This is a genomic window from Mesorhizobium sp. L2C084A000, assembly GCF_000502875.1.
GTDB lineage: Bacteria > Pseudomonadota > Alphaproteobacteria > Rhizobiales > Rhizobiaceae > Mesorhizobium.
Genome location: NZ_AYWX01000008.1, coordinates 50,873 through 71,813 on the forward strand (window position 1 = coordinate 50,873; position 20,941 = coordinate 71,813).

The 20,941-nt window shown below is 62.5% G+C and carries 15 protein-coding genes and 1 pseudogene; 8 read left to right on the top strand and 8 right to left on the bottom strand.

Translation table 11 applies throughout. The features are described from left to right. Positions 1-154: 154 nt before the first annotated feature. From X735_RS148910 to X735_RS148900, 3 genes are all read left to right on the top strand, one after another. The gene (locus X735_RS148910; RefSeq protein ID WP_023811738.1) at positions 155-1,024 is read left to right on the top strand and encodes a transglutaminase family protein; all 870 of its coding nucleotides are present in this window, start codon (positions 155-157) and stop codon (positions 1,022-1,024) included. Positions 1,025-1,371: 347 nt separating this feature from the next. Then, complete coding sequence (locus tag X735_RS148905; protein ID WP_023811739.1) at positions 1,372-2,847, top strand: pilus assembly protein; 1,476 nt, start codon at positions 1,372-1,374, stop codon at positions 2,845-2,847. Between the two features lie 387 nt (positions 2,848-3,234). Continuing rightward, on the top strand, positions 3,235-4,503 hold the full coding sequence (locus tag X735_RS148900; protein ID WP_023811740.1) for a cyclopropane-fatty-acyl-phospholipid synthase family protein: 1,269 nt from the start codon (positions 3,235-3,237) through the stop codon (positions 4,501-4,503). Position 4,504: 1 nt separating this feature from the next. Here the strand turns inward: X735_RS148900 and X735_RS148895 are convergent, their stop codons facing one another. Together X735_RS148895 and acs are read right to left on the bottom strand one after the other, a co-directional pair. Further along, a complete protein-coding gene (locus X735_RS148895; RefSeq protein WP_023811741.1) occupies positions 4,505-5,251 on the bottom strand; it encodes an MOSC domain-containing protein in 747 nt (248 codons plus the stop codon). Continuing rightward, positions 5,251-7,206 carry an acetate--CoA ligase gene (acs, locus tag X735_RS148890; protein WP_023811742.1) on the bottom strand — a complete coding sequence of 652 codons (1,956 nt, stop codon included), beginning with the start codon at positions 7,204-7,206 and terminating at the stop codon, positions 5,251-5,253. The genes X735_RS148895 and acs overlap by 1 nt, the downstream gene beginning before the upstream one ends. Before the next feature lie 302 nt (positions 7,207-7,508). On the opposite strand from acs, the gene X735_RS148885 reads away from it, so the two are divergent. Then, positions 7,509-7,781 carry an usg protein gene (locus X735_RS148885; protein WP_013529022.1) on the top strand — a complete coding sequence of 91 codons (273 nt, stop codon included), beginning with the start codon at positions 7,509-7,511 and terminating at the stop codon, positions 7,779-7,781. 123 nt (positions 7,782-7,904) lie between these two features. Here the strand turns inward: X735_RS148885 and X735_RS148880 are convergent, their stop codons facing one another. After that, the gene (locus tag X735_RS148880; RefSeq protein WP_023811743.1) at positions 7,905-8,939 is read right to left on the bottom strand and encodes an aldo/keto reductase; all 1,035 of its coding nucleotides are present in this window, start codon (positions 8,937-8,939) and stop codon (positions 7,905-7,907) included. A 52-nt stretch (positions 8,940-8,991) separates the two neighbouring features. Then, complete coding sequence (locus tag X735_RS148875) at positions 8,992-10,140, bottom strand: MFS transporter (RefSeq protein ID WP_023811744.1); 1,149 nt, start codon at positions 10,138-10,140, stop codon at positions 8,992-8,994. A gap of 119 nt (positions 10,141-10,259) precedes the next feature. Here X735_RS148875 and X735_RS148870 point away from each other — a divergent pair, with 119 nt between their 5' ends. Further along, a complete protein-coding gene (locus X735_RS148870; RefSeq protein ID WP_023811745.1) occupies positions 10,260-11,168 on the top strand; it encodes a LysR substrate-binding domain-containing protein in 909 nt (302 codons plus the stop codon). Between the two features lie 44 nt (positions 11,169-11,212). On the opposite strand, the gene X735_RS148865 is transcribed toward X735_RS148870, so the two are convergent. The 3 genes and pseudogenes from X735_RS148865 to X735_RS01000000165925 form a co-directional block, all read right to left on the bottom strand. Continuing rightward, positions 11,213-12,262 (bottom strand): aldo/keto reductase, encoded by a 1,050-nt coding sequence (locus X735_RS148865; RefSeq protein WP_023811746.1) that lies wholly within the window; start codon positions 12,260-12,262, stop codon positions 11,213-11,215. 176 nt (positions 12,263-12,438) lie between these two features. Then, positions 12,439-12,693 carry a type II toxin-antitoxin system Phd/YefM family antitoxin gene (locus X735_RS148860; protein ID WP_023811747.1) on the bottom strand — a complete coding sequence of 85 codons (255 nt, stop codon included), beginning with the start codon at positions 12,691-12,693 and terminating at the stop codon, positions 12,439-12,441. 433 nt (positions 12,694-13,126) lie between these two features. Then, positions 13,127-13,793, bottom strand: a pseudogene (locus X735_RS01000000165925) (YggS family pyridoxal phosphate-dependent enzyme). 155 nt (positions 13,794-13,948) lie between these two features. Between X735_RS01000000165925 and leuS the strand changes: the two are divergent. The 3 genes from leuS to X735_RS148845 all read left to right on the top strand — a co-directional run bounded on the left by leuS (position 13,949) and on the right by X735_RS148845 (position 20,112). Beyond that, on the top strand, positions 13,949-16,573 hold the full coding sequence (gene leuS, locus X735_RS148855; protein ID WP_023811748.1) for a leucine--tRNA ligase: 2,625 nt from the start codon (positions 13,949-13,951) through the stop codon (positions 16,571-16,573). Continuing rightward, entirely contained in the window at positions 16,560-17,138 is a 579-nt protein-coding gene (gene lptE, locus X735_RS148850; protein WP_023811749.1) for an LPS assembly lipoprotein LptE, read from the top strand. Before leuS ends, lptE begins: the two co-directional genes overlap by 14 nt. A gap of 289 nt (positions 17,139-17,427) precedes the next feature. Next, on the top strand, positions 17,428-20,112 hold the full coding sequence (locus tag X735_RS148845) for a DNA translocase FtsK (RefSeq protein ID WP_023811750.1): 2,685 nt from the start codon (positions 17,428-17,430) through the stop codon (positions 20,110-20,112). A gap of 87 nt (positions 20,113-20,199) precedes the next feature. Here the strand turns inward: X735_RS148845 and fsa are convergent, their stop codons facing one another. Then, entirely contained in the window at positions 20,200-20,856 is a 657-nt protein-coding gene (fsa, locus tag X735_RS148840; protein WP_023811751.1) for a fructose-6-phosphate aldolase, read from the bottom strand. Between the last annotated feature and the right edge of the window lie 85 nt (positions 20,857-20,941).

Below are 20,941 nucleotides of genomic sequence, written 5' to 3' on the forward strand. Positions count from 1 at the left end.
TCGGGGAGCGCTGGTGGGGTTGCCGAACCTAACCCCTCGACCGCGGCAGGGGAAGACACGGGGTGGGCTTTTCGATCGGCCCAGGGAACCGCGGTATCCTCCGGGCGTTTGGGAAGGACTGCTTCTCACAACAACGATCGAAGGGGGACCAACGATGCTGATCCGGCTCGGCTACGAAATCGCCATCGAATGCGTAGCCGCCACGCCGGTGATTTCAGTGCTCGAGATCCATCGGGACAGGCAGGCCGACATCAAGCGGCAGACGCGGGTGCTGACCTCGCCCGCGGTGCCGACAAGGCTGTACCATGACCTGCATGGCAATGCCTGCCGGCGCTTCACAGCACCCGCCGGTGGTTTTCGCATCCTGTATGACGCGGTCGTCGAGGACAGCGGCGAGACGGACGAGGTCAACACGCTGGCCAGGGAAGTGCCGGTGGCGGACCTGCCCGACGAAGTTCTCGGTTATCTCCTGGGCAGCCGCTATTGCGAGACGGATCATCTGAGCAGCCTGGCCTGGGAGCTCTTCGGCGACATCCCGTCCGGCTGGGCGCGCGTGCAGGCGATCGTCGATTATGTCCACAACCGGCTGTCGTTCGGCTATGGCTATGCGCGCTCGACCCGCACCGCGGCGCAGGCGCATGAGGAGCGCGTCGGGGTCTGCCGTGACTTCGCCCATCTGGCGATCACGCTTTGCCGCTGCATGAACATTCCGGCACGCTACGTGAACGGCTATCTCGGCGATATCGGCGTGCCAGCCGATCCGGCGCCGATGGACTTCTCGGCGTGGCTGGAAGTGTTCCTCGACGGCAAATGGTACACGTTCGATCCTCGCCACAACACGCCGAGAACCGGCCGTATCGTCATCGCCCGCGGCCGCGACGCCACCGACGTGCCGCTGCTGCACAGTTTCGGCCCCCACCGGCTCAGCCTGTTCAAGGTGTGGACCTACGAACAGGAAGGCAATCTGTTCAACCCGCCCTACCACGGCATCGACAGGACCGTCAGCGCACAGATGCTGGCGTAGTCGCGAGGCCTACCGTTGCAACTGCTCCAGGGTGGTCAGGAGGTTTTCTCCGGGCCGCAACTTTCGGGACACATGGTCCGCTTCGGCACAGTGAGCTTGTGCCGCAACAGGACGCCGTCGACGGCGTCGCGGTGCCTCGGGCCAGATCATGGTAAGCGGCTGGTAAACGCCAGCGCCATGGTGCGTTCCCGTTTACCAGCCGTTCACCTTTGTTGGTTCCAAAGTTTAACAAAAACAGCGACTTGCTACTGGAAAGCCAGCTCTCCGCCCAGCTAGGGCGTCATCCGGCGGGAATCCTGCATTGCCCTTTCCGCGGCGACGAGGCCGAGGCGAGTGGAGGCTGTAGGATGCGAAATTACGGGGGTCTTGTTCACGCGGTTGGCGGGTTCGCCAGGGATCGCGGTGGAAATTTCGCAGTCCTGTTCGGCCTTAGCGCCTCGGTCTTGGCGCTGGCCGTGGGCTTTTCGGTCAACGTATCGCAGCTCTACAATGCGAAAACGAGCCTTCAGGGCGTGGTCGACGCCGCGGTCACGTCGACGGCACGCGACCTGACGACCGGTGTCATCAAGGAAGCCGATGCCAACAAATCGGTGCAGGCCTTTCTCGACGCCAACAGCCAGGCAGGCATTCTGCAGGCCGACCAGATCGTACTCGACAAGCTGATCGTCAACAGGACTGCCAAGACGGTCCAGGCCGACGCCCATGTCGATGTCGGGCTGTATTTCCCGATTTTTGGCACGGGCGACATGAAACGCGTCGCCGCCTCCACGACGGCGCTCTATTCGGACAAGACCGTAGAAGTGGCGATGATGCTCGATGTGACCGGATCGATGAGGAAGCGCGGCAAGGTCGACAAAATCGGCGATCTGAAAGCTGCTGCAAAAAACGCCGTCCGGACGATGCTGCAGAACCAGGATCCGAAGAACCCCCGCATCCGCGTCGCGATTGTGCCTTACGCATCAGGTGTGAACGCCGGCAAGCTGGCGGAAAACGTCTATGCCGAGAAGCAAGGGAGCTCTGAACTGCCACCCGTCGCCGGCAGTCCGCTTCTCGTCGCCAAGACGGGCAAAAATCTGCTGCCCTCCTTCAGCGACTACATCTCCATCGTCGGCGCGGCGATGCCACATCCCGACAACTGCGCCACGGAGCGCAAGGACAAGAACGGCAACGCGGATATGAGCGCCGACGGCCCAGACACGGTTCGCACCGACAAGGAAGGCAAGAAATATTATGCCCTGGTCAATCGGGACGATCATCTCGGCGGGGACATGAACAGGTGCCCTGATGCGGAAGTGATCCCGCTGACCGCCGATTCCGATGCATTGCTTGAATCGATCGAGGACTTCCAGGCCGATGGCTACACGGCCGGCGCGATCGCCATTCAGTGGACCTACTATATGCTGTCGCCGCAATGGCGCACTGCGATCAGAAATGCCGGTCTCGGCAAAGGCGCCTCGGACGCCGATCCGAAGAAGATCGCCAAGGTCGCGATCCTGATGACCGATGGCCAGTTCAATACCGCCTTCGCCGGCGCTGGGGACAGGTACAACAGCCAGGGCAACCTTGCGCGCGGCAACGCCGAAACGCTGTGCGACAACATGAAAAATGATGGCATCGAGATTTTCACCATCGGCTTCGATCTGGACGACAAGGACATGTCGGTAACCGAGCGGGACCAGGCAAAGGCGGTGCTCAGGGACTGTTCGTCGAAGGATACCTCCGCCGCCAAGAGGCATTTCTTCGACGTGTCCACCGGAGCCGAATTGGACGACGCCTTTCAGGAAATCATTCGCAACACCGAAAAGGTCGCGTTGACCCAGTAGTCTAGTCCGCAAACGGAAAAGGCCGCCGCTTCTTTCGAAGCCGGCGGCCTTCCGTGTTTCCGTCCGTGGCGCGGCCCTATGGCGATGACCTATGAGGTCAGCCGCCGCGCATTTCGCGCCTTAACGGGAAGACTGCTTCCCGAAAGTGCAATCCGCTGAGGCCACGTTCTGGAAAACGAAATCACTCGACATCGGATCACCTCCTTTCGATTTGTTGAACACATACTCATGATGGGGTGCGTTGCAGCAAAAGACAAGGCGCAGGTTTGAAAAAGTGGGGAAGGTGCTTTTGGCACGACACTGGGTTGCGGGCTGTCGGCAGGGCAGGCAAGATCATGGCATAGAGCCGAGCCGGCAACCCGGGGTCGGCCCCTGTGGGAGGAATGCATGGAAGCAGCCGAGAGAGCGGCGCGGATCGTGCGGACGGTTGTCGAGACGCTGAAACCGGGCTTTGCCGTCAAGCTGTGGACCGGGGAGCGGATCGGCCCCGCCACAGGTCCGGTGCTCACCATCAACGACCAGGACATCGTCTGGCAGATCGTGAAGCGACCGTCCCTGTCGACGCTGATCGAGATGTGGATTTCCAAGACGATCGACATCGAAGACGGGACGATCTTCGACTTCTACGCCCTGCCGTCGCAAGGCAAGCTCAGAACCAAGCTCAAATCGCTGCCGAAAATGGCGATCCTGCGCGACCTGCCTTCCGTGCTTTTGGCACGCAAGCAGATGACGGCGCGGACCGATCTTTCGGGGCGCAATCCTTATGTCAGCGGTTCGAGCCAGGAGGCGATCCAGCATCACTATGACATTTCGAACGCCTTCTACCGGCTCTTCCTCGACGAACGCATGGTCTACAGTTGCGGCTACTTCAAGGATTTCGCCAACAGCATCGATCAAGCGCAGATCGACAAGCTCGACCATATCTGCCGCAAGCTCCGGCTGAAACCGGGCGAACGGCTGCTCGACATCGGCTGTGGCTGGGGAGCGATGCTGATCCATGCCGCGAAGAACTATGGCGTCATCGGCCACGGTGTCTCGCTGTCGCAGGCCCAGACCAATCTTGCCCGTGAACGCATCCGCGCCGAGGGGCTGGAGGACCGCATCACCATCGAGATCAAATCCTATGCCGAACTCACCGGCTCGTTCGACAAGATCTCGTCGATCGGCATGTTCGAGCATCTCGGGCTCGCCAACCACGCGACCTATTTCTCAACTGTCCACCGCCTGCTGAAGCCCGGCGGCATCTATCTGCACCACGCCATCACCCGGCGCAGCAAGGGCGACATGAAGAAGACCCTGCGCAAGGGGCCGGAGTACAAGGCGCTGCTCAAATACATTTTCCCCGGTGGCGAGCTCGACACGATCGGCATGACAACAGGCAATCTCGAGGCGCACGGCTTCCTGGTCTACGACGTCGAGAATCTGCGCGAGCATTACGCCCGCACCTGTCGCCTGTGGGCCGAGCGCCTGCACGCGCGTTTCGACGAGGCTATCGCCGAGGTGGGCGAGGCCAGGGCGCGGCTATGGCTGCTCTACCTGACCGGCTGTTCGATCACCTTCGAACGTGCCTCGGCACAGATTTTCCAGACCGTCGTCACCAAGCGCGCGCGCGGCCCAAGCGGCCTGCCGCCGACGCGGGCAGATCTGTATCGATAGCTTACACGAAGCGCATCGCGTCGCCGACTTCGACGCGCGCCGGCCGGTCGATCGTGCAGTAGACGCCGAGATTGTGGGCGTTGTGGCGGACCAGGTTGCGCAGGATCGCCGGATCATGGTCGAAGCCATCCTGGGCGACGATGGTGAAACCGCAGCGGCGGCAGGGTTCGGAGACAGTCAGCAGGAGATCGCCGATGGCAAGCTTGCGGCCGATCCATTCCGTTTCCGGAAACGACCCTTCGATTGCCGTCATGTCGACGACGATGTTGGGGCGGAAGCGGCGTGGGTCGGCGACCCCTTCCGGATGCAACGCTTTGAGCCGTGCCAGCGAGGCGGTGGTCAACAGATGGATGGGCGCCTTGCGGTAGCGCTCCGCGGTCAGCGGGCCGGAATAGTCAGGTCCGGCATTCTCGCGGCGAAACGGTCGGATCGAGGCCTCGAAGCCGAGATAGGCCGACACCGCGCGGTCGCTCTCGATACTTGGCGCAGCCAGCCAGTTGTCCCCGGGAACGGCAATCTCGAGTTCCAGGGTCGGCGACAGCCGGGTGCGGATGCGCGGCACCTTGTGCCATTTCGGGTCGCAGTCCGGTCGCGCGATCTCATTGTCGGACGCGTCGACGAGGCCGAACATGCGGTCGCCCTCGATGCTCTCGATATCGACCGAGATTGTTTCCCGACGCTCGCCGGCAAGCGAACTCGCCGGATAGCGCCAGAGTTCACTGACAGTGCCGAGCGCGGCCTGCATCATCAGCTCTTCTTGTTTTGCCGGTTGGCGACCAAATCATCGACGACGGCCGGATCCGCGAGCGTCGAGGTATCGCCGAGCGCTGAAAAATCGTCCTCGGCAATCTTGCGCAGGATGCGGCGCATGATCTTGCCGGAGCGCGTCTTCGGCAGGCCGGGCGCGAACTGGAGCTTGTCGGGCGAAGCGATGGCCCCGATCTCCTTGCGGACATGGGCGATCAGCTCCTTGCGCAGATCCTCGCTCGGCTGCTCGCCGGCCATCAGCGTGACGTAGCAGTAGATGCCCTGGCCCTTGATGTCGTGCGGATAGCCGACGACGGCGGCTTCCGAAACCTTGTCGTGGCTGACCAGTGCGGATTCGACCTCGGCCGTGCCCATACGATGGCCGGAGACGTTGATGACGTCGTCGACGCGGCCGGTGATCCAGTAATAGCCATCGGCGTCGCGGCGACAGCCGTCACCGGTGAAGTACTTGCCCTTGTAGGTCGAGAAATAGGTCTGGATGAAGCGATCATGATCGCCATAGACGGTGCGCATCTGGCCGGGCCAGGAATCGCTGATGCACAGATTGCCGTCGGCAGCCCCTTCCAGCACCTTGCCCTCGCCGTCGACCAGCTGCGGCTTGACGCCGAAGAAGGGCCGTGTCGCCGAACCCGCCTTGAGGTCGGTGGCGCCCGGCAGCGGCGTGATCAGGATGCCGCCGGTCTCGGTCTGCCACCAGGTGTCGACGATCGGCACCTTGCCGTTGCCGACGATGTTGAAATACCACTCCCAAGCTTCCGGATTGATCGGCTCGCCGACCGAACCCAGCACGCGCAGCGACTTGCGCGACGTCTTCTTTACGTGCGCATCGCCGGCGCCTATCAGCGCGCGCAATGCCGTCGGCGCGGTGTAGAAGATATTGACCTTGTGCTTGTCGATGACTTCCCAGAAGCGCGACTGCGACGGATAGTTCGGCACGCCTTCGAACATCAGCGTGGTGGCGCCGTTGGCGAGCGGGCCATAGACGATGTAGCTGTGGCCGGTGACCCAGCCGACATCGGCGGTGCACCAGTAGATGTCGCCGTCATGGTAGTCGAAGACATATTGGTGCGTCATCGAGACGTAGACGAGATAGCCGGCGGTGGTGTGCAGCACGCCCTTCGGCTTGCCGGTCGAGCCCGATGTGTAAAGGATGAACAGCGGGTCCTCGGCCTTCATCTTCTCGGGCTTGCATTCGGCTTTCACCGTCGCGATCTCGTCGTGGTACCAGACGTCGCGGCCGGGAACCCAGCCGGTCTTGCCGCCGGTGCGACGCACGACCACCACCTTTTCGACTTTCGTCCCGGCCTTCGCGGCGATCTCGATCGCCTTGTCGGTGTTTTCCTTCAACGGGATCGGCTTGCCGCCGCGCAGGCCTTCATCTGATGTGATGACGAAGGTCGACTTGCAGTCGTCGATGCGGCCGGCCAGCGCATCCGGCGAGAAACCGCCGAAGACGATCGAATGGACGGCGCCGATACGCGTGCAGGCCAGCATCGCATAGGCGGCTTCCGGGATCATCGGCATGTAGATGGTGACGCGGTCGCCTTTCTTGACGCCGTGTTTCTTCATCACATTGGCGAGCCGGCAGACATGCTCGTAGAGCTCGTTATAGGTGATCTTCTTGTCGTCGTAGGGATTGTCACCTTCCCAGATGATGGCGGTCTGGTTGCCGCGCTTCTTCAGGTGCCGGTCGATGCAGTTGTAGGAGACATTGGTCAGTCCGTCCTCGAACCATTTGATCGAGACCTTGCCGTCGAAGGAGGCGTTCTTGACCTTGCTGAAGGGCTTGAACCAGTCGATGCGCTTGCCGTGCTTGCCCCAGAATTTGTCCGGGTTCTTGAGGCTGTCGGCATACCATTTCAGGTAGGTGTCATTGTCGATCAGCGCGTTTTTCTTCCACGCCGGCTGGACGCGATGGACATGAACCTCGGACATTCCTGACTTTCCTCCCGAACCAATCGCCGGCTTGAAATGCCGGCGGGATCGCGGCGACACGGCCGCGAATTCGGCGGCATTATTACCAGTTCCGCCGTTACGGCAACATTAGACGTTGGATTCGCGCGGCGGGATGCCGCAGGGGGCTTCTCCAAGGCTGTCAGCACTCGAATAGGTGCGCTGCTAACTGCATGTTTTCGCATGCTAAAGCCGGTTCAGATGAAGAAAAAATCAATAGACGGTTAATCAGCGGCGCGCACAATCAGCCGTGGGAGGACAGGCGAATCAACCTGGGGACCGTCATGCGCGACCATGCCGAAATGGACCTGATGCTCAAAGGCTATGGCTTGACCACGGCCAAGATTCTTTATCACTTTCCCGATCACCCGCATCTGCTGCAGAGTTTCATCTGGCAGGACTACGATCTGGCGCCGAAGTTTCCGGTGCTGATCAAGTTCATCGAATTCTGGAAGGCCAAGCTGGACGGGCCGCTGCATTCGATCAGCTACACCCACCAGAAGCTGATCGCGCCGAACGAATGGCGCAAGGTGGATGGGGAGTTCGTGCTGCACTGAAGGCGGTACAGCCGATCTCCCCCCTTGCGGGGGAGATGCCCGGCAGGGCAGAGGGGGGNCCCCCTCTGTCCTGCCGGACATCTCCCCCGCAAGGGGAGAGATTGGCAGCTTCAACGCCTGTGCTCACACCGCCGGCGGGCTCAGCCGAGCAAAGCCTTCCTGCCGCCGATACGGGAAGTACGGGTAGGGCGCGGTGACTTCGCTTGCCGCGTCGAGTTTCCCGATCTGTTCCGGCGTCAACGTCCAGCCGACGGCGCCGAGGTTCTGGCGCAGCTGTTCTTCGTTGCGAGCGCCGATAATGACGGAGGAAACGGTCGGGCGCTGCAGCAGCCAGTTGATGGCGATCTGCGGCACGGTCTTGCCGGTCTCCAGCGCCACCGCATCAAGCGCATCCATAACCCGGTAGAGATGCTCGTCCTCGACCGGCGGTCCGAAGCTTGCCGTGTCGTGCAGCCGGCTCTTTTCCGGCAAGGACTGGCCACGGCGGATCTTGCCGGTCAGGCGGCCCCAGCCAAGCGGGCTCCACACCAGCGCGCCAACGCCCTGGTCGAGGCCGAGCGGCATCAGTTCCCACTCATAGTCGCGGCCGACCAGCGAATAGTAGACCTGATGCGCGACATAGCGCGGATCGCCTTGGCTGTCGGCCTGCGCCAACGACTTCATCACCTGCCAGCCGGAGAAATTGGAGACGCCGACATAGCGCAGCTTGCCGGCGCGAACCAACTCGCCCAGCGTCGACAGAACCTCCTCGATCGGTGTGCCGGCATCGAAGGCGTGCAGCTGCAGCAGGTCGATGTAATCGGTGCCGAGGCGCCTCAGCGCATCATCCACGGATCTGATCAGCCGCGACCGAGACGAGCCATAGTCGGCCGGCCCGTTGCCCATCGGCAGCGCGGTCTTGGTCGAGATCAGCACGGCGTCGCGGCGGCCTTTTATGGCTTCGCCCAGCACCTGTTCAGAAGCGCCGTTCGAATAGACGTCGGCGGTGTCGAACAGGTTGACGCCGGCCTCCAGGCAAATGTCGATCAGCCGCCGCGCTTCCCTGGCATCGCTGTTGCCCCAGGCGCCGAACAGCGGGCCGGAACCGCCAAAGGTTCCCGCGCCAAATGAGAGTGCGGGCACTTTCAGGCCCGATGCACCGAGACGTCGGTAGTCCATCTTTTTACTCCTGTGGAACGAAGGGTGTGGAAAGCGGGTTTGCAGAGGACGGTCACGACCGGATGGAGGCAGGCTCGCCGAGCGTGACGTTGCGATCGAGACGCAGCGCCAGTCCCGCCACGGCGAGTGCCGCGAGCGGCAGCAGGGCGGCGACCCAGGTGAGGGAACCCAGACCAAGACCATGGGCAATCACCGCACCACCAAGCCAGGCGCCTGCGGCGTTGCCGAGATTGAAGGCGGCGATGTTGAAGGACGAGGCGAGGCTCTGACCGGCACCTTGTGCCTTTTCCAGCACCCACATCTGCAGCGGCGCAACTGTGGCGAAGGCGGCAGCACCGAGCAGGCCGACATAGATGACGGCCATGACCTGGCTGTGGATGGCGAAGGTCATGGTTGCAAGCACCAGGGCCAGCACCACGAGACTGCCCAGCACGGCCGGCACCAGCCAGCGGTCGGCGACCTTGCCGCCAAGCAAATTGCCGGCAATGAGGCCGCCACCGAAGACGAGNCTGATCTCGGTCAGCAGCGGCGCGATATAGGTGAAGACGGCGAAGACACCGGCATAGCCGAGCACGGTGGTGGCAAGACCGAGCAGGACGGGGGTGCGGCGCAAAACGGCGAGATCGGCGCGCAGATCGCTCTTTTCGGGAGCCGTCTGGCTGCGCGGCACCAGAACCAGGATGACGGCGAAGGCCGCCAGACCGACCAATGTCACCGCCCAGAAGGTCGCCCGCCAGCCGAAGGCCTGGCCGAGCCAGGTGCCGAAGGGCACGCCGAGGATGTTGGCGATGGTCAGGCCGGTGAACATCAGCGCGATCGCCGAAGCCTTCTTGTTGGGTGCGACCAGTCCGGTGGCGACGACAGAGCCGACGCCGAAGAATGTGCCGTGGGCAAAGGCGGTGATGATGCGGGCGCCCATCAGCGTCCAGTAGTCGGGCGCCAGTGCACAGGCGAGATTGCCAAGCGTGAAGATCGCCATCAGCGCCAGAAGCACGGTCTTGCGTGGCCAGTTGCCGGTGGCGATGGTCAGCAGGGGCGCGCCGATGACGACGCCGAGCGCATAGCCCGAAATGAGCTGGCCGGCGGCCGTGATCGAAACGCCGAGATCCTTGCTGACATCGAGCAGCAGACCCATGATGACAAATTCGGTGACGCCGATGCCGAAGGCACCGGCGGCAAGGGCGTAAAGAGCAAGAGGCATGGCGATTTCCACTTCGATGAGGAAGAGCGCCGTCCCGCGCCCCGACCCGTGAGATCGTGCTGCGACGCATTGTGAACCAGACTTGCCTTGGGCACATTTTCTGTGAAATAGATTCACAAATGGCCAGACCCGACATCAATCGCTCCGGTGAGATCGAAGTGTTCGTGCGCGTTGTCGAGGAAGGCAGTTTTTCCTCTGCCGCACGCGCCTTGCGCATGACGCCATCGGCGGTGAGCAAGCTGATCGCGCGGCTGGAGGCCCGGCTTGGCGCGCGGCTGGTCAGCCGTTCGACGCGAAAGCTGCAACTGACGCCGGAAGGCACAGCCTTCTACGACAGCGGCCTGCGCATCCTCGCCGACATGGCGGCGGCCGAGCAGGAGGCAGCGGCGGGTGCTTCACCGCGCGGACGTTTGCGCGTCAACAGCTACGTGCCCTTCGGAGTGCACCGGCTGATCCCGCTTCTGCCTCGGTTCCTCGAACGCTACCCCGAAATCTCAGTCGATCTGGTGCTGACCGACAGCGTCATCGACCTGATGGCGGAACGGGCCGATGTCGCCATCCGTGCCGGGCCGCTGAGTGAGTCACGGCTGGTGGCGCGCAAGCTCGGGCAAAGCCCGGTGGTCGTCGTTGCAGCACCTTCCTATCTGGAGGCGCACGGCACGCCGCTGACGCCAGCGGATCTCGACAGGCACAACCGCATGGGCTTCGGGTTCGTCAGGCATATCGATGGCTGGCCGTTCCTCGACGCGGACGGCCGCGCCATCATGGTTCCCATCACCGGCAACACGCTGGTCAGCGATGGCGAGGCGATGCGGCTGATGGCGCTGGCGGGCGCGGGCGTCGCCCGGCTGGCCCACTGGCATGTGGCGGCCGATATCGCCGCCGGTCGGCTGGTGTCGCTGCTGGAGGCATTCAATCCCGGTGACGAGGAGCCCACCCACGCCGTCTATGTCGGCCAGGGCCGGCATCTGCCGGCGCGGGTGCGTGCCTTTCTCGATTTTCTGGGTGAGAGCGTCCGGCTGACCTGACATCCCGGGAGCCACGGCTCCCGGGATGTCAGCGTGGGCTGTATTTATGCTTTCGGCGTGAACGGCGCCGGGCGGCGGCCCGCTGCCTGGCGCTCCAGCATCCAGCCGGGATATTCGGACGGCAGGGCGCTGACCTCGTCGAGACGAAACAGATCGTCGCTGTCGAGCTTCACTTCCGTCGCGGCAAGGTTCTGCTCCAGCTGCTCCATGCGGCTGGCGCCGATGATGACGCTCATCACGAAGGGCTTGGCCAGGACATAGCCGAGCGCCACCGTGGCGACGCTGACATCATGCTTTTTGGCGATTTCGCGCATGACGGTAACGGTCGCCCAGGCACGGTCCTCATTGACCGGCGGGAAGTTGAAGGACGCGCGGCGGCCTTCGCCATTGCCGGGCGCGCCGGGGCCGTACTTGCCGGAGAGCAGGCCACCGGCCATCGGCGACCACACCATCAGGCCGAGCTTCTCCTCGTTGAGCAGCGGCACGATCTCGCGCTCGAGGTCGCGGCCGGCGATCGAATAGTAGGACTGCACGGTCTCGAAACGGGCAAAGCCCTTGCGCTCGGCGATGCCGAGCGCCTTGGCGATGCGCCATGCCGCCCAGTTGGAGACGCCGACATAGCGAACCTTGCCGCTGGCAACGAGATCGTCGAGCGCCCGCAGCGTTTCGTCGATCGGCGTCACGGTGTCGGTGCCGTGCAGCTGGTAAAGATCGATATGGTCGAGTTGCAGCCGCTTCAGGCTGGCATCGACCGAATCCATGATGTGGCCGCGTGAAGAGCCGCGCTGGTTCGGACCGTCGCCCATGGCGCCCTGGGCTTTGGTGGCGATGACCACATTCTGCCTGTTCACGCCGAGATCCCTGAGCGACTGGCCGAGCAGCCGTTCGGATTCGCCAAAGGAGTAGACGTCGGCCGTATCGAAGAAATTGACGCCGGCGGCGAGCGAATGGGCAACGATCTCGTTGACGCCCCTCTGGTCGAGACTGGCGATCAGGCCCCATTGGGCATTTTCACCGGCAGCACCGAAGGTCATGGTGCCGAGGCAGATTTCGGAGACGAACATCCCCGTATTTCCAAGCTGATTGTAACGCATGGTGGCGGCTCCAGAGAGTTTATGATGACGCAAAGCAAATAGGAACGGTACGTTTCGTTTCCAATTGCTGGCTCAACGAGCCCGCCGAGTTGGCCTATAACCCCTCACCGCATCTAATGCCGCCATCAGAAAGCGCCCGCTGCATTCACCGAACGAGGTTCGCATGAGTATGCGGATTATAAGTCTATAACTCGGATCTTCGTCTTCGGGCGGCGATTGACCTCCTCGACGAAGTCGTCATCCCACACGGGACCTGAGAGAAGATATTCCGCAAGCGAAGGTGTTGCGCCGACCAGTCGGTCGTAGTTCTCGGGGGAGAGTACGACAGCAGTTGGCTTTCCGCGCACCGTGATGGTTTGTGGCCCTTGTTCCCGCGCCTGCCGTACGAATTTCGACAGATTGTTCTTCGCGTCCTTAAGATGCCAGTTCAAGGGCACTACTCGCTAGATGGCTTCGCTAGTCATATACCAGATGCCGTTGAAGCATGGCAGGGTTTCCGCTCGAACAGATGTGTTGCTAGTCCCTCGACATGGGTTGGAAGCTATTGGCAGCGAGAATCTATAAGCCTCTTTCGGCGGCAGATCGCAAACCTCGGGATAAACATCTCTCTCGTCGTCATCCACGGGCGGAGCAAGGAGCGCAGCGACGCAGCGCAGACCCGAGGATCCATCCCGCGACATCTGCCGAAGAATGCAGCGGAACAGAATTCTGCACCGCTGCATTTTCCTTGGTCGTCACGGCATGGATCCTAGGGTCTGCGCTCCGCTTCGCGTCGCTCCGCCCTAGGATGACGAAGGTGTGGTGGCCTGCAGCCAATCGAATATGTTGGAATTTAGCGACTAGAGACCGGTCTGTGCATCGGAACTATCGGCTGCCGAAGATCGCCGAACCGACGCGGACGCTGGTGGCGCCGAAGGCGATCGCCGTCNGTCTCGTAGTCGCCAGACATGCCCATCGAGAGTTTGGCGACGCCGGCTTCCTTGCCGAGCTTTTCCAACAGCGCGAAGTGCGGGCCGGGGTTCTCATCGGCCGGCGGGATGCACATCAGGCCCTCGATGGCGAGGCCATGCACGTCGCGGCAGCGGGCGACAAAGGCCACGGCGTCGCGGGGCTCGATGCCTGCCTTCTGCGGCTCGGAGCCGGTGTTGACCTGGACGTAGAGCTTCGGTGCGCGGCCCTGCCTGGCGATCTCCTTGGCCAGTTCGGCGGCGATCTTCTCGCGATCGATCGTCTCGATGACGTCGAACAGCGCCACAGCCTCCTTGGCCTTGTTGGATTGCAGCGGGCCGATCAGATGCAGTTCGATGTCGGGAAATGCGTCCTTCAGATCAGGCCATTTGCCTTGCGCCTCCTGCACGCGGTTCTCGCCGAAGACGCGCTGGCCGGCCTCGATGACCGGGCCGATGTCGGCAGCGTCGAAGGTCTTTGAGACCGCGACCAGCGTCACGACGCCGGCTTCGCGGCCGGCCTCGCGCTCGGCGGCGGCGATCTTCGCCTTGACCGCGAAAAATTGCTGAACGGCGTCACCCATATGCAAATCCTGCTGTTTTGACCGGCGTTTTTGTCAGACGCGATACCCATATGGTTGACGGGTTTGCCAAACCATGGTGAACACCCGGACCACATTCCCTGAACTGCCGAGCCATCGCCCGCAGTTCGCGCCTGCTTTTAAGTGAAAAACGTCCCATGGCAACCGAACGATACAATCCGCGCGCGTCAGAGCCCAAATGGCAGAAGGCCTGGGACGCCAAGAAGCTGTTCGAAGCGCACAATGACGATCCGCGCCCGAAATACTATGTGCTGGAGATGTTCCCCTATCCGTCGGGGCGCATCCATATCGGTCATACCCGCAATTACACGATGGGCGACGTGGTGGCGCGCTACAAACGGGCCAAGGGCTTCAACGTGCTGCATCCGATGGGCTGGGACGCCTTCGGCATGCCGGCCGAAAACGCGGCGATGCAGAACAAGGTCCATCCCAAGGAGTGGACCTACCAGAACATCGCCACCATGCGCGAGCAGCTCAAGGTCATGGGCCTGTCGCTGGACTGGGCGCGCGAATTCGCCACCTGTGACGTCGACTATTACCACCGCCAGCAGATGCTGTTCCTCGATTTTGTCGAGAAGGGGCTGGTGACGCGCAAATCCTCCAAGGTCAACTGGGATCCGGAGGACATGACCGTGCTCGCCAACGAGCAGGTCATCGATGGACGCGGCTGGCGCTCGGGCGCGCTGGTCGAACAGCGCGAACTGACGCAGTGGTTCTTCAAGATCACCGACTTCGCCCAGGATCTGCTGGATTCGCTCGACGGCCTCGACGAATGGCCGGAAAAAGTGAAGCTGATGCAGCAGAACTGGATCGGCCGCTCGGAAGGCCTGCTGATCCGCTGGCCTCTGGCCGACGCCTCTGATGGCGAGCATGAGCTGGAAGTCTATACGACAAGGCCCGACACCATCTTCGGCGCTTCCTTCATGGCTGTCGCCGCCGATCATCCGTTGGCCAGGAAGGCCGCTGCGCACAATCCGGCGCTGGCGAAGTTCATCGAGGATATCGGCCATATGGGCACCTCGGTGGCGGCGCTGGAGACAGCTGAGAAGAAGGGTTTCGACACCGGCATCCGCGTCGTCCATCCGTTTGACGACAACTGGATGCTGCCTGTCTATGTCGCCAATTTCGTGCTGATGGAATACGGCACCGGCGCCATTTTCGGCTGTCCGTCCGGCGACCAGCGCGACCTCGACTTCGCCAACAAATACGGCCTGCCGGTGATTCCGGTGGTGATGCCGGAAGGCGAGAATCCGGCGACGTTCCAGATCATCGATGAAGCCTATGTCGATGACGGCGTGATGATCAATTCGCGCTTTCTCGACGGCATGAAGCCGGATCAGGCTTTCGACGAGGTCGCCAAACTGCTGGAGCAGAAGACGATCGGCAACCGGCCGATGGCCGAGCGCAAGGTGAATTTCCGCCTGCGTGACTGGGGCATTTCGCGCCAGCGCTACTGGGGATGCCCGATCCCGATGATTCATTGCGAGGCTTGCGGCGTGGTGCCGGTGCCGAAGGCGGACCTGCCGGTGAAGCTGCCCGACGATGTCGATTTCGATCGCCCGGGCAATCCGCTCGACCGGCATCCGACATGGCGCCATGTGAAATGTCCGCAATGCGGCAGGGATGCGCGGCGCGAAACCGACACGATGGACACGTTCGTCGATTCGTCGTGGTACTTCGCCCGCTTCACCGCGCCGTGGGCGCATGAACCGACCGATCCCAGGGCGGCCAACGAATGGCTGCCGGTCGACCAGTATATTGGCGGGATCGAGCACGCGATCCTGCATCTGCTCTATTCGCGCTTCTTCACCCGCGCCATGCGCGAGGCCGGCCAGGTCGATCTGGCCGAGCCGTTCAAGGGCCTGTTCACGCAAGGCATGGTGGTGCACGAAACCTATCGCGTCGGCTCGGCATCGAATGGCCGCTGGCTGGCGCCCACCGAAGTTCGGTTGGAGGATGTCGACGGCAAGCGCAGCGCCATCGACATCGCCACCGGCGAGGCCGTCACCATCGGTCCGCTGGAAAAGATGTCGAAATCGAAGAAGAACACGGTGAGCCCGGAAGACATCACCGATGGCTACGGCGCCGATACGGCGCGCTGGTTCATGCTGTCGGATTCTCCTCCCGAGCGCGATGTCGAGTGGACCGACGATGGCGCTGCCGGTGCGCATCGCTTCATCCAGCGCATCTGGCGACTGGTGTCGACGGCGGCCGAAACACTGGCCGGCATCAAGCCCGTGGCGGCCAGCAGCGGTGAGGCCGCGGTGGTTTCCAAGGCCGCGCACAAGATACTGAAGGCGGTCGGAGAGGATATCGAGAAGCTCGCCTTCAACCGCGCTATCGCCCGCATCTACGAACTGGCCAACGCGCTGACCACGCCGCTCAACGAGGTGGCCGAAGGCAAGGCCGATGCAGCGCTGAAAGGCGCCTGCCGGCAGGCGGTGGAGATTCTCGTGCATCTGATAGCGCCGGTCATGCCGCATCTGGCCGAGGAGTGCTGGGCAGCGCTTGGCGGCACCGATCTCGTTGCCGAACGGCCTTGGCCGGTCTTCGATCCGGCGCTGGTCGTCGACAACGAAGTCACCTATCCGGTACAGGTCAACGGCAAGAAGCGGGGGGATTTGACAATTGCCCGCGACGCGGACCAAGGTGCGGTCGAAAAAGCGGTATTGGCTCTCGACTTCGTGCAGAAAGCACTCGAAGGGAAGGCTCCGCGCAAGGTGATCATCGTGCCGCAGAGGATCGTCAATGTCGTTGCCTGATCGGGAAAAGACAGAGTTGAGCCATTTGCTGCGCCGCATAGCGCTTGCCGGCCTGATAGGTTCGCTCGCGCTTGTCTCGGCCTGCACGGTGCGGCCGCTCTATTCGAGCGCGCCACTGTCGGGTTCGCAGGCCAGTGCCAGTGCCGAACTGGCGTTGATCGGCATCAAGCCGGTCAATACGCGTTACGGCCAACAGGTGCGCAACAATCTGATTTTCGGGTTTGGACGAGGCGCCGGCGAGCCGGCCTCGCCGGCATATTCGCTCAATCTCGGCGTGACCGAAGCGGTCGAGTCCGCGGCACTCGTGCAGGTCGGAACGGATGAAGACGAACCGACCGCTGGTTCCGTGACGCTGACTGGCAGCTATACGCTGGCCGATGCGAAGACCGGCGTGGTGATCGCATCCGGCAAACGTTCGATCACCTCGTCCTTCGACAGGCCGCGTCAGGAATTCGCCGCATACCGGGCGCAGATCGACGCCGAGAATCGCGCTGCGCGAGAGTTGGCGGAAGCGCTGCAGCTGTCCATTGCCCAGGACCTTGTCCGGCACGGCAAGACCGGCTAGCGCACCTCATCGCTTCACGGAAACGGTCTGGCTCCAGGCACGATGGGGTGATCGTGGGATCATGACCAGATTCTCGAACAGAGATTGTCCGAAGACCCATCGAGCTGCTGCGGCACGGCGAGTAGATCGCGCCACCAGCGTGGATGCGGCGAGACGACGATCGTGCCGTGTCGCTCGCAGACCACCACGAAGATTTTGGTGCCCAGGATGGTCGGCGATCCATCCGGGAAGCAACTGTTAACCAATCGCTCCCTATTGCTCGGCAGACATTTCAAAGTGAGTCTTGAGAATGGAAGCCAAGCGTTTTTCCCGGGTCAATTTATCGACGGCTGCATTGCCTGATGGCCCCGAGGGGAAGCGCTTGGAGAGCATCGGCGACAGGGGTGGTCAGCGAAGTTCTTCCGCGGCAGGCGACCTTGATCGTCCGGCTCGCAAGGAGCCGGACGGCCGGCAGCCCACCACACGCCGGGCCGGCTATTCCGCACCGGTGGTCGATCTCGGCGGCAACAAGCGGCCCTATATGGAGCCGCGGGGTGGCTCGGACGATACGCCTTCGAAAATCGGCGATATCGAGAGCCCTGCCTGGCAGGAATATTTCTTCCTTGCACCCAACGTGCGTTTTACACGCACGCCGGACTATGAGGCCAGGAAGCATCGTCCGCCGCACGAGCGTGTTGTCGAACACGCCGCGACGCGCCCAGCAGAGCAAGCCGTTGCTCAATCCATGATCAACGGGGCGTCTTCCGCGCCTTCGCTACTGGCATTGCCGGCTTCGGTGAAAAGCCCTGCTTCCCAGCCGCTGGCCGGCCACGCCTCGCAAGGGTCATCACCGCCGGCTGCTGCTTTTGTTGCCCCGGGGCGCGCCAGGGAGAAGGTGCCAGCCGTTGCGCCGGTGCCGCCGAGGTCGGTCGCTACGGCACGGGCATCCGCGCGTGCGTCCGTTGCTCCGGGCGCCAAAACGACCACTTCCGAAAGGCTGCGCTGGCCATATCTTTCGGATCATGCCTTCTTCGAGGCCATGGCACCCTATCTGGTCGACGTTTCGTCGCCGGCCCGGCAGACCGGTCCAGCGTCGCCTGCACCGGTCGCCGTGGCGCCAGTGACCACTATGCCGATCGACATTCGCCCGACGACAGGGACCGATGCCACCGCATTGTTTCGTGTCATCGACTGCCTTCCGGGCCAGGTCTTGAAGCCGTTGCCGGATGTTTGGCCGGCCAATTCGAACCGGACCGTCGCCCAACCTGGCGTGCCGGCGAGCAATGCGCCGTCGCCGGTCCAGGCTGTCGCAATCCCAGCCGCCAAAAGCGATGCCGTTTCCGTGTCGGCCGCGCCAAGTGTGAACGTCCCTGCCAGGGCCGTTGGCGCCCGCTCCGCGCGCTTGCCTGGGGCTGGAAAGGTCGTGCTGTCAACCGCAGGCGATCCCTATGAGCTTCCCTCGGAAGAGCTGTTGCAGCAGCCACCGGAGGGACAAGGCTTCTACATGTCGCAGGAGCGGCTCGAGCAGAACGCCGATCTGCTGGAAAGCGTGCTCGAGGACTTCGGCGTGCGTGGCGAGATCATTCATGTTCGCCCAGGCCCGGTCGTCACGCTCTATGAGTTCGAGCCGGCGCCGGGCGTCAAATCTTCTCGCGTCATCGGGCTTGCAGACGATATCGCCCGCTCCATGTCGGCGATTTCGGCGCGCGTCGCCGTCGTGCCTGGCCGCAACGTCATCGGCATCGAGCTCCCGAACGAAACGCGCGAAACCGTCTATTTCCGGGAGTTGATCGAATCGGAAGGCTTTCGCAAGACCAGCTGCAAGCTGGCGCTTTGTCTCGGCAAGACGATCGGCGGCGAGCCGGTCATCGCCGAGCTGGCGAAGATGCCGCATTTGCTGGTGGCCGGAACCACCGGCTCCGGCAAGTCGGTTGCCATCAACACCATGATCCTGTCATTGCTCTACCGGCTGAAGCCGGAAGAATGCCGGCTGATCATGGTCGATCCCAAGATGCTTGAACTCTCCGTCTATGACGGCATCCCGCATCTGCTGACGCCCGTCGTCACGGATCCCAAGAAAGCCGTGACGGCGCTCAAATGGGCGGTGCGCGAGATGGAGGACCGGTATCGCAAGATGGCGCGGCTCGGTGTGCGCAACATCGACGGCTACAACGAGCGTGCCGCCGCTGCCCGCGACAAGGGCGAGACGGTCGTCATGACCGTGCAGACCGGCTTCGAAAAGGGCACCGGCGAACCGCTTTTCGAACAGCAGGAAATCGACCTTGCGCCGATGCCCTACATTGTCGTCATCGTCGACGAGATGGCCGACCTGATGATGGTCGCCGGCAAGGAGATCGAAGGCGCGATCCAGCGACTGGCGCAGATGGCGCGCGCTGCCGGCATTCACCTGATCATGGCAACGCAGCGCCCCTCGGTCGATGTCATCACGGGCACGATCAAGGCCAACTTTCCAACCCGGATTTCCTTCCAGGTGACATCGAAGATCGACAGCCGCACAATCCTGGGCGAGCAAGGCGCCGAACAATTGCTTGGCCAGGGCGACATGCTGCACATGATGGGCGGCGGGCGCATTTCCCGCGTGCATGGGCCGTTTGTTTCCGACGCGGAGGTCGAGCATGTCGTCGCGCATCTCAAGGCGCAAGGGCGCCCTGAATATCTGGAAACCGTGACGGCCGATGAGGACGAGGAAGAAATCGAAGACGATCAGGGCACGGTCTTCGACAAGGGATCCGTTGCAGCCGAAGACAGCGACGCGATCTACGACGAGGCGGTGAAGGTGGTGGTGCGCGACAAGAAATGCTCGACGTCCTACATCCAGCGGCGCCTCGGCATCGGCTACAACCGCGCTGCGTCCCTGGTCGAGCGTATGGAAAAGGAAGGCCTGGTCGGCACACCCAACCATGTCGGCAAGCGCGAAATCATCATGGGCCGGCGCCAGCCGGCGAGCGCGCCCGAGGGTGACGGCGCGGATTGAGCGGCAGTCTGCTTGGAGCGCACATGAAAAAGGCCGGTTGCCCGGCCTTTTCATCACAAGCGAATTGGCTTTAGCCGATCGCCATTCTCAGCCGATCTTCTGGCCGGTTTTTGCCCAGTCGGCAAGGAACTGTTCCAGGCCCTTGTCGGTCAGCGGGTGCTTGACCAGTGCCTTCAGGGTCGCCGGCGGCGCGGTCACGACATCGGCGCCGATGAGTGCCGCCTGCTTGACATGGTTCACGGTGCGCACCGAAGCGACCAGGATCTCGGTCTGGAAATCGTAATTGTCGTAGATCTGCCTGATCTCCTGGATCAGCTCCATGCCGTCGATGCCGATGTCGTCGACGCGGCCGACGAAGGGCGAGATGAACGAGGCACCGGCCTTGGCCGCCAGCAGCGCCTGGTTGGCCGAAAAGCACAGCGTGACGTTGACCAGGCGGTTCATCTCGGTGCGGATCGTCTTGCAGGCCTTGAGCCCGTCCAGCGTCAGCGGCACCTTGATGCAGACATTGTCGGCGATCTTGGCCAGAACCTTGGCCTGCTGCATCATCTCGGAATATTCGGTGGCGGTGACTTCAGCCGAGACCGGACCCTTGACGATGTCGCAAATCTCTTTGGTGACCTCGGCGATCTTGCCGCCGGATTTGAGGATCAGCGACGGATTGGTGGTGACGCCGTCGAGCAGCCCCAGATCGTTCAGCTCACGGATATCCTTGACGTCGGCGGTGTCGACAAAAAATTTCATGGCGGGTCTCCTGAAGATTTTCATGTGCATGTCATGCACATTCGGGGTCGGCCTTTGATCTAGACCAAAGTCAGGGCAAGGTCAC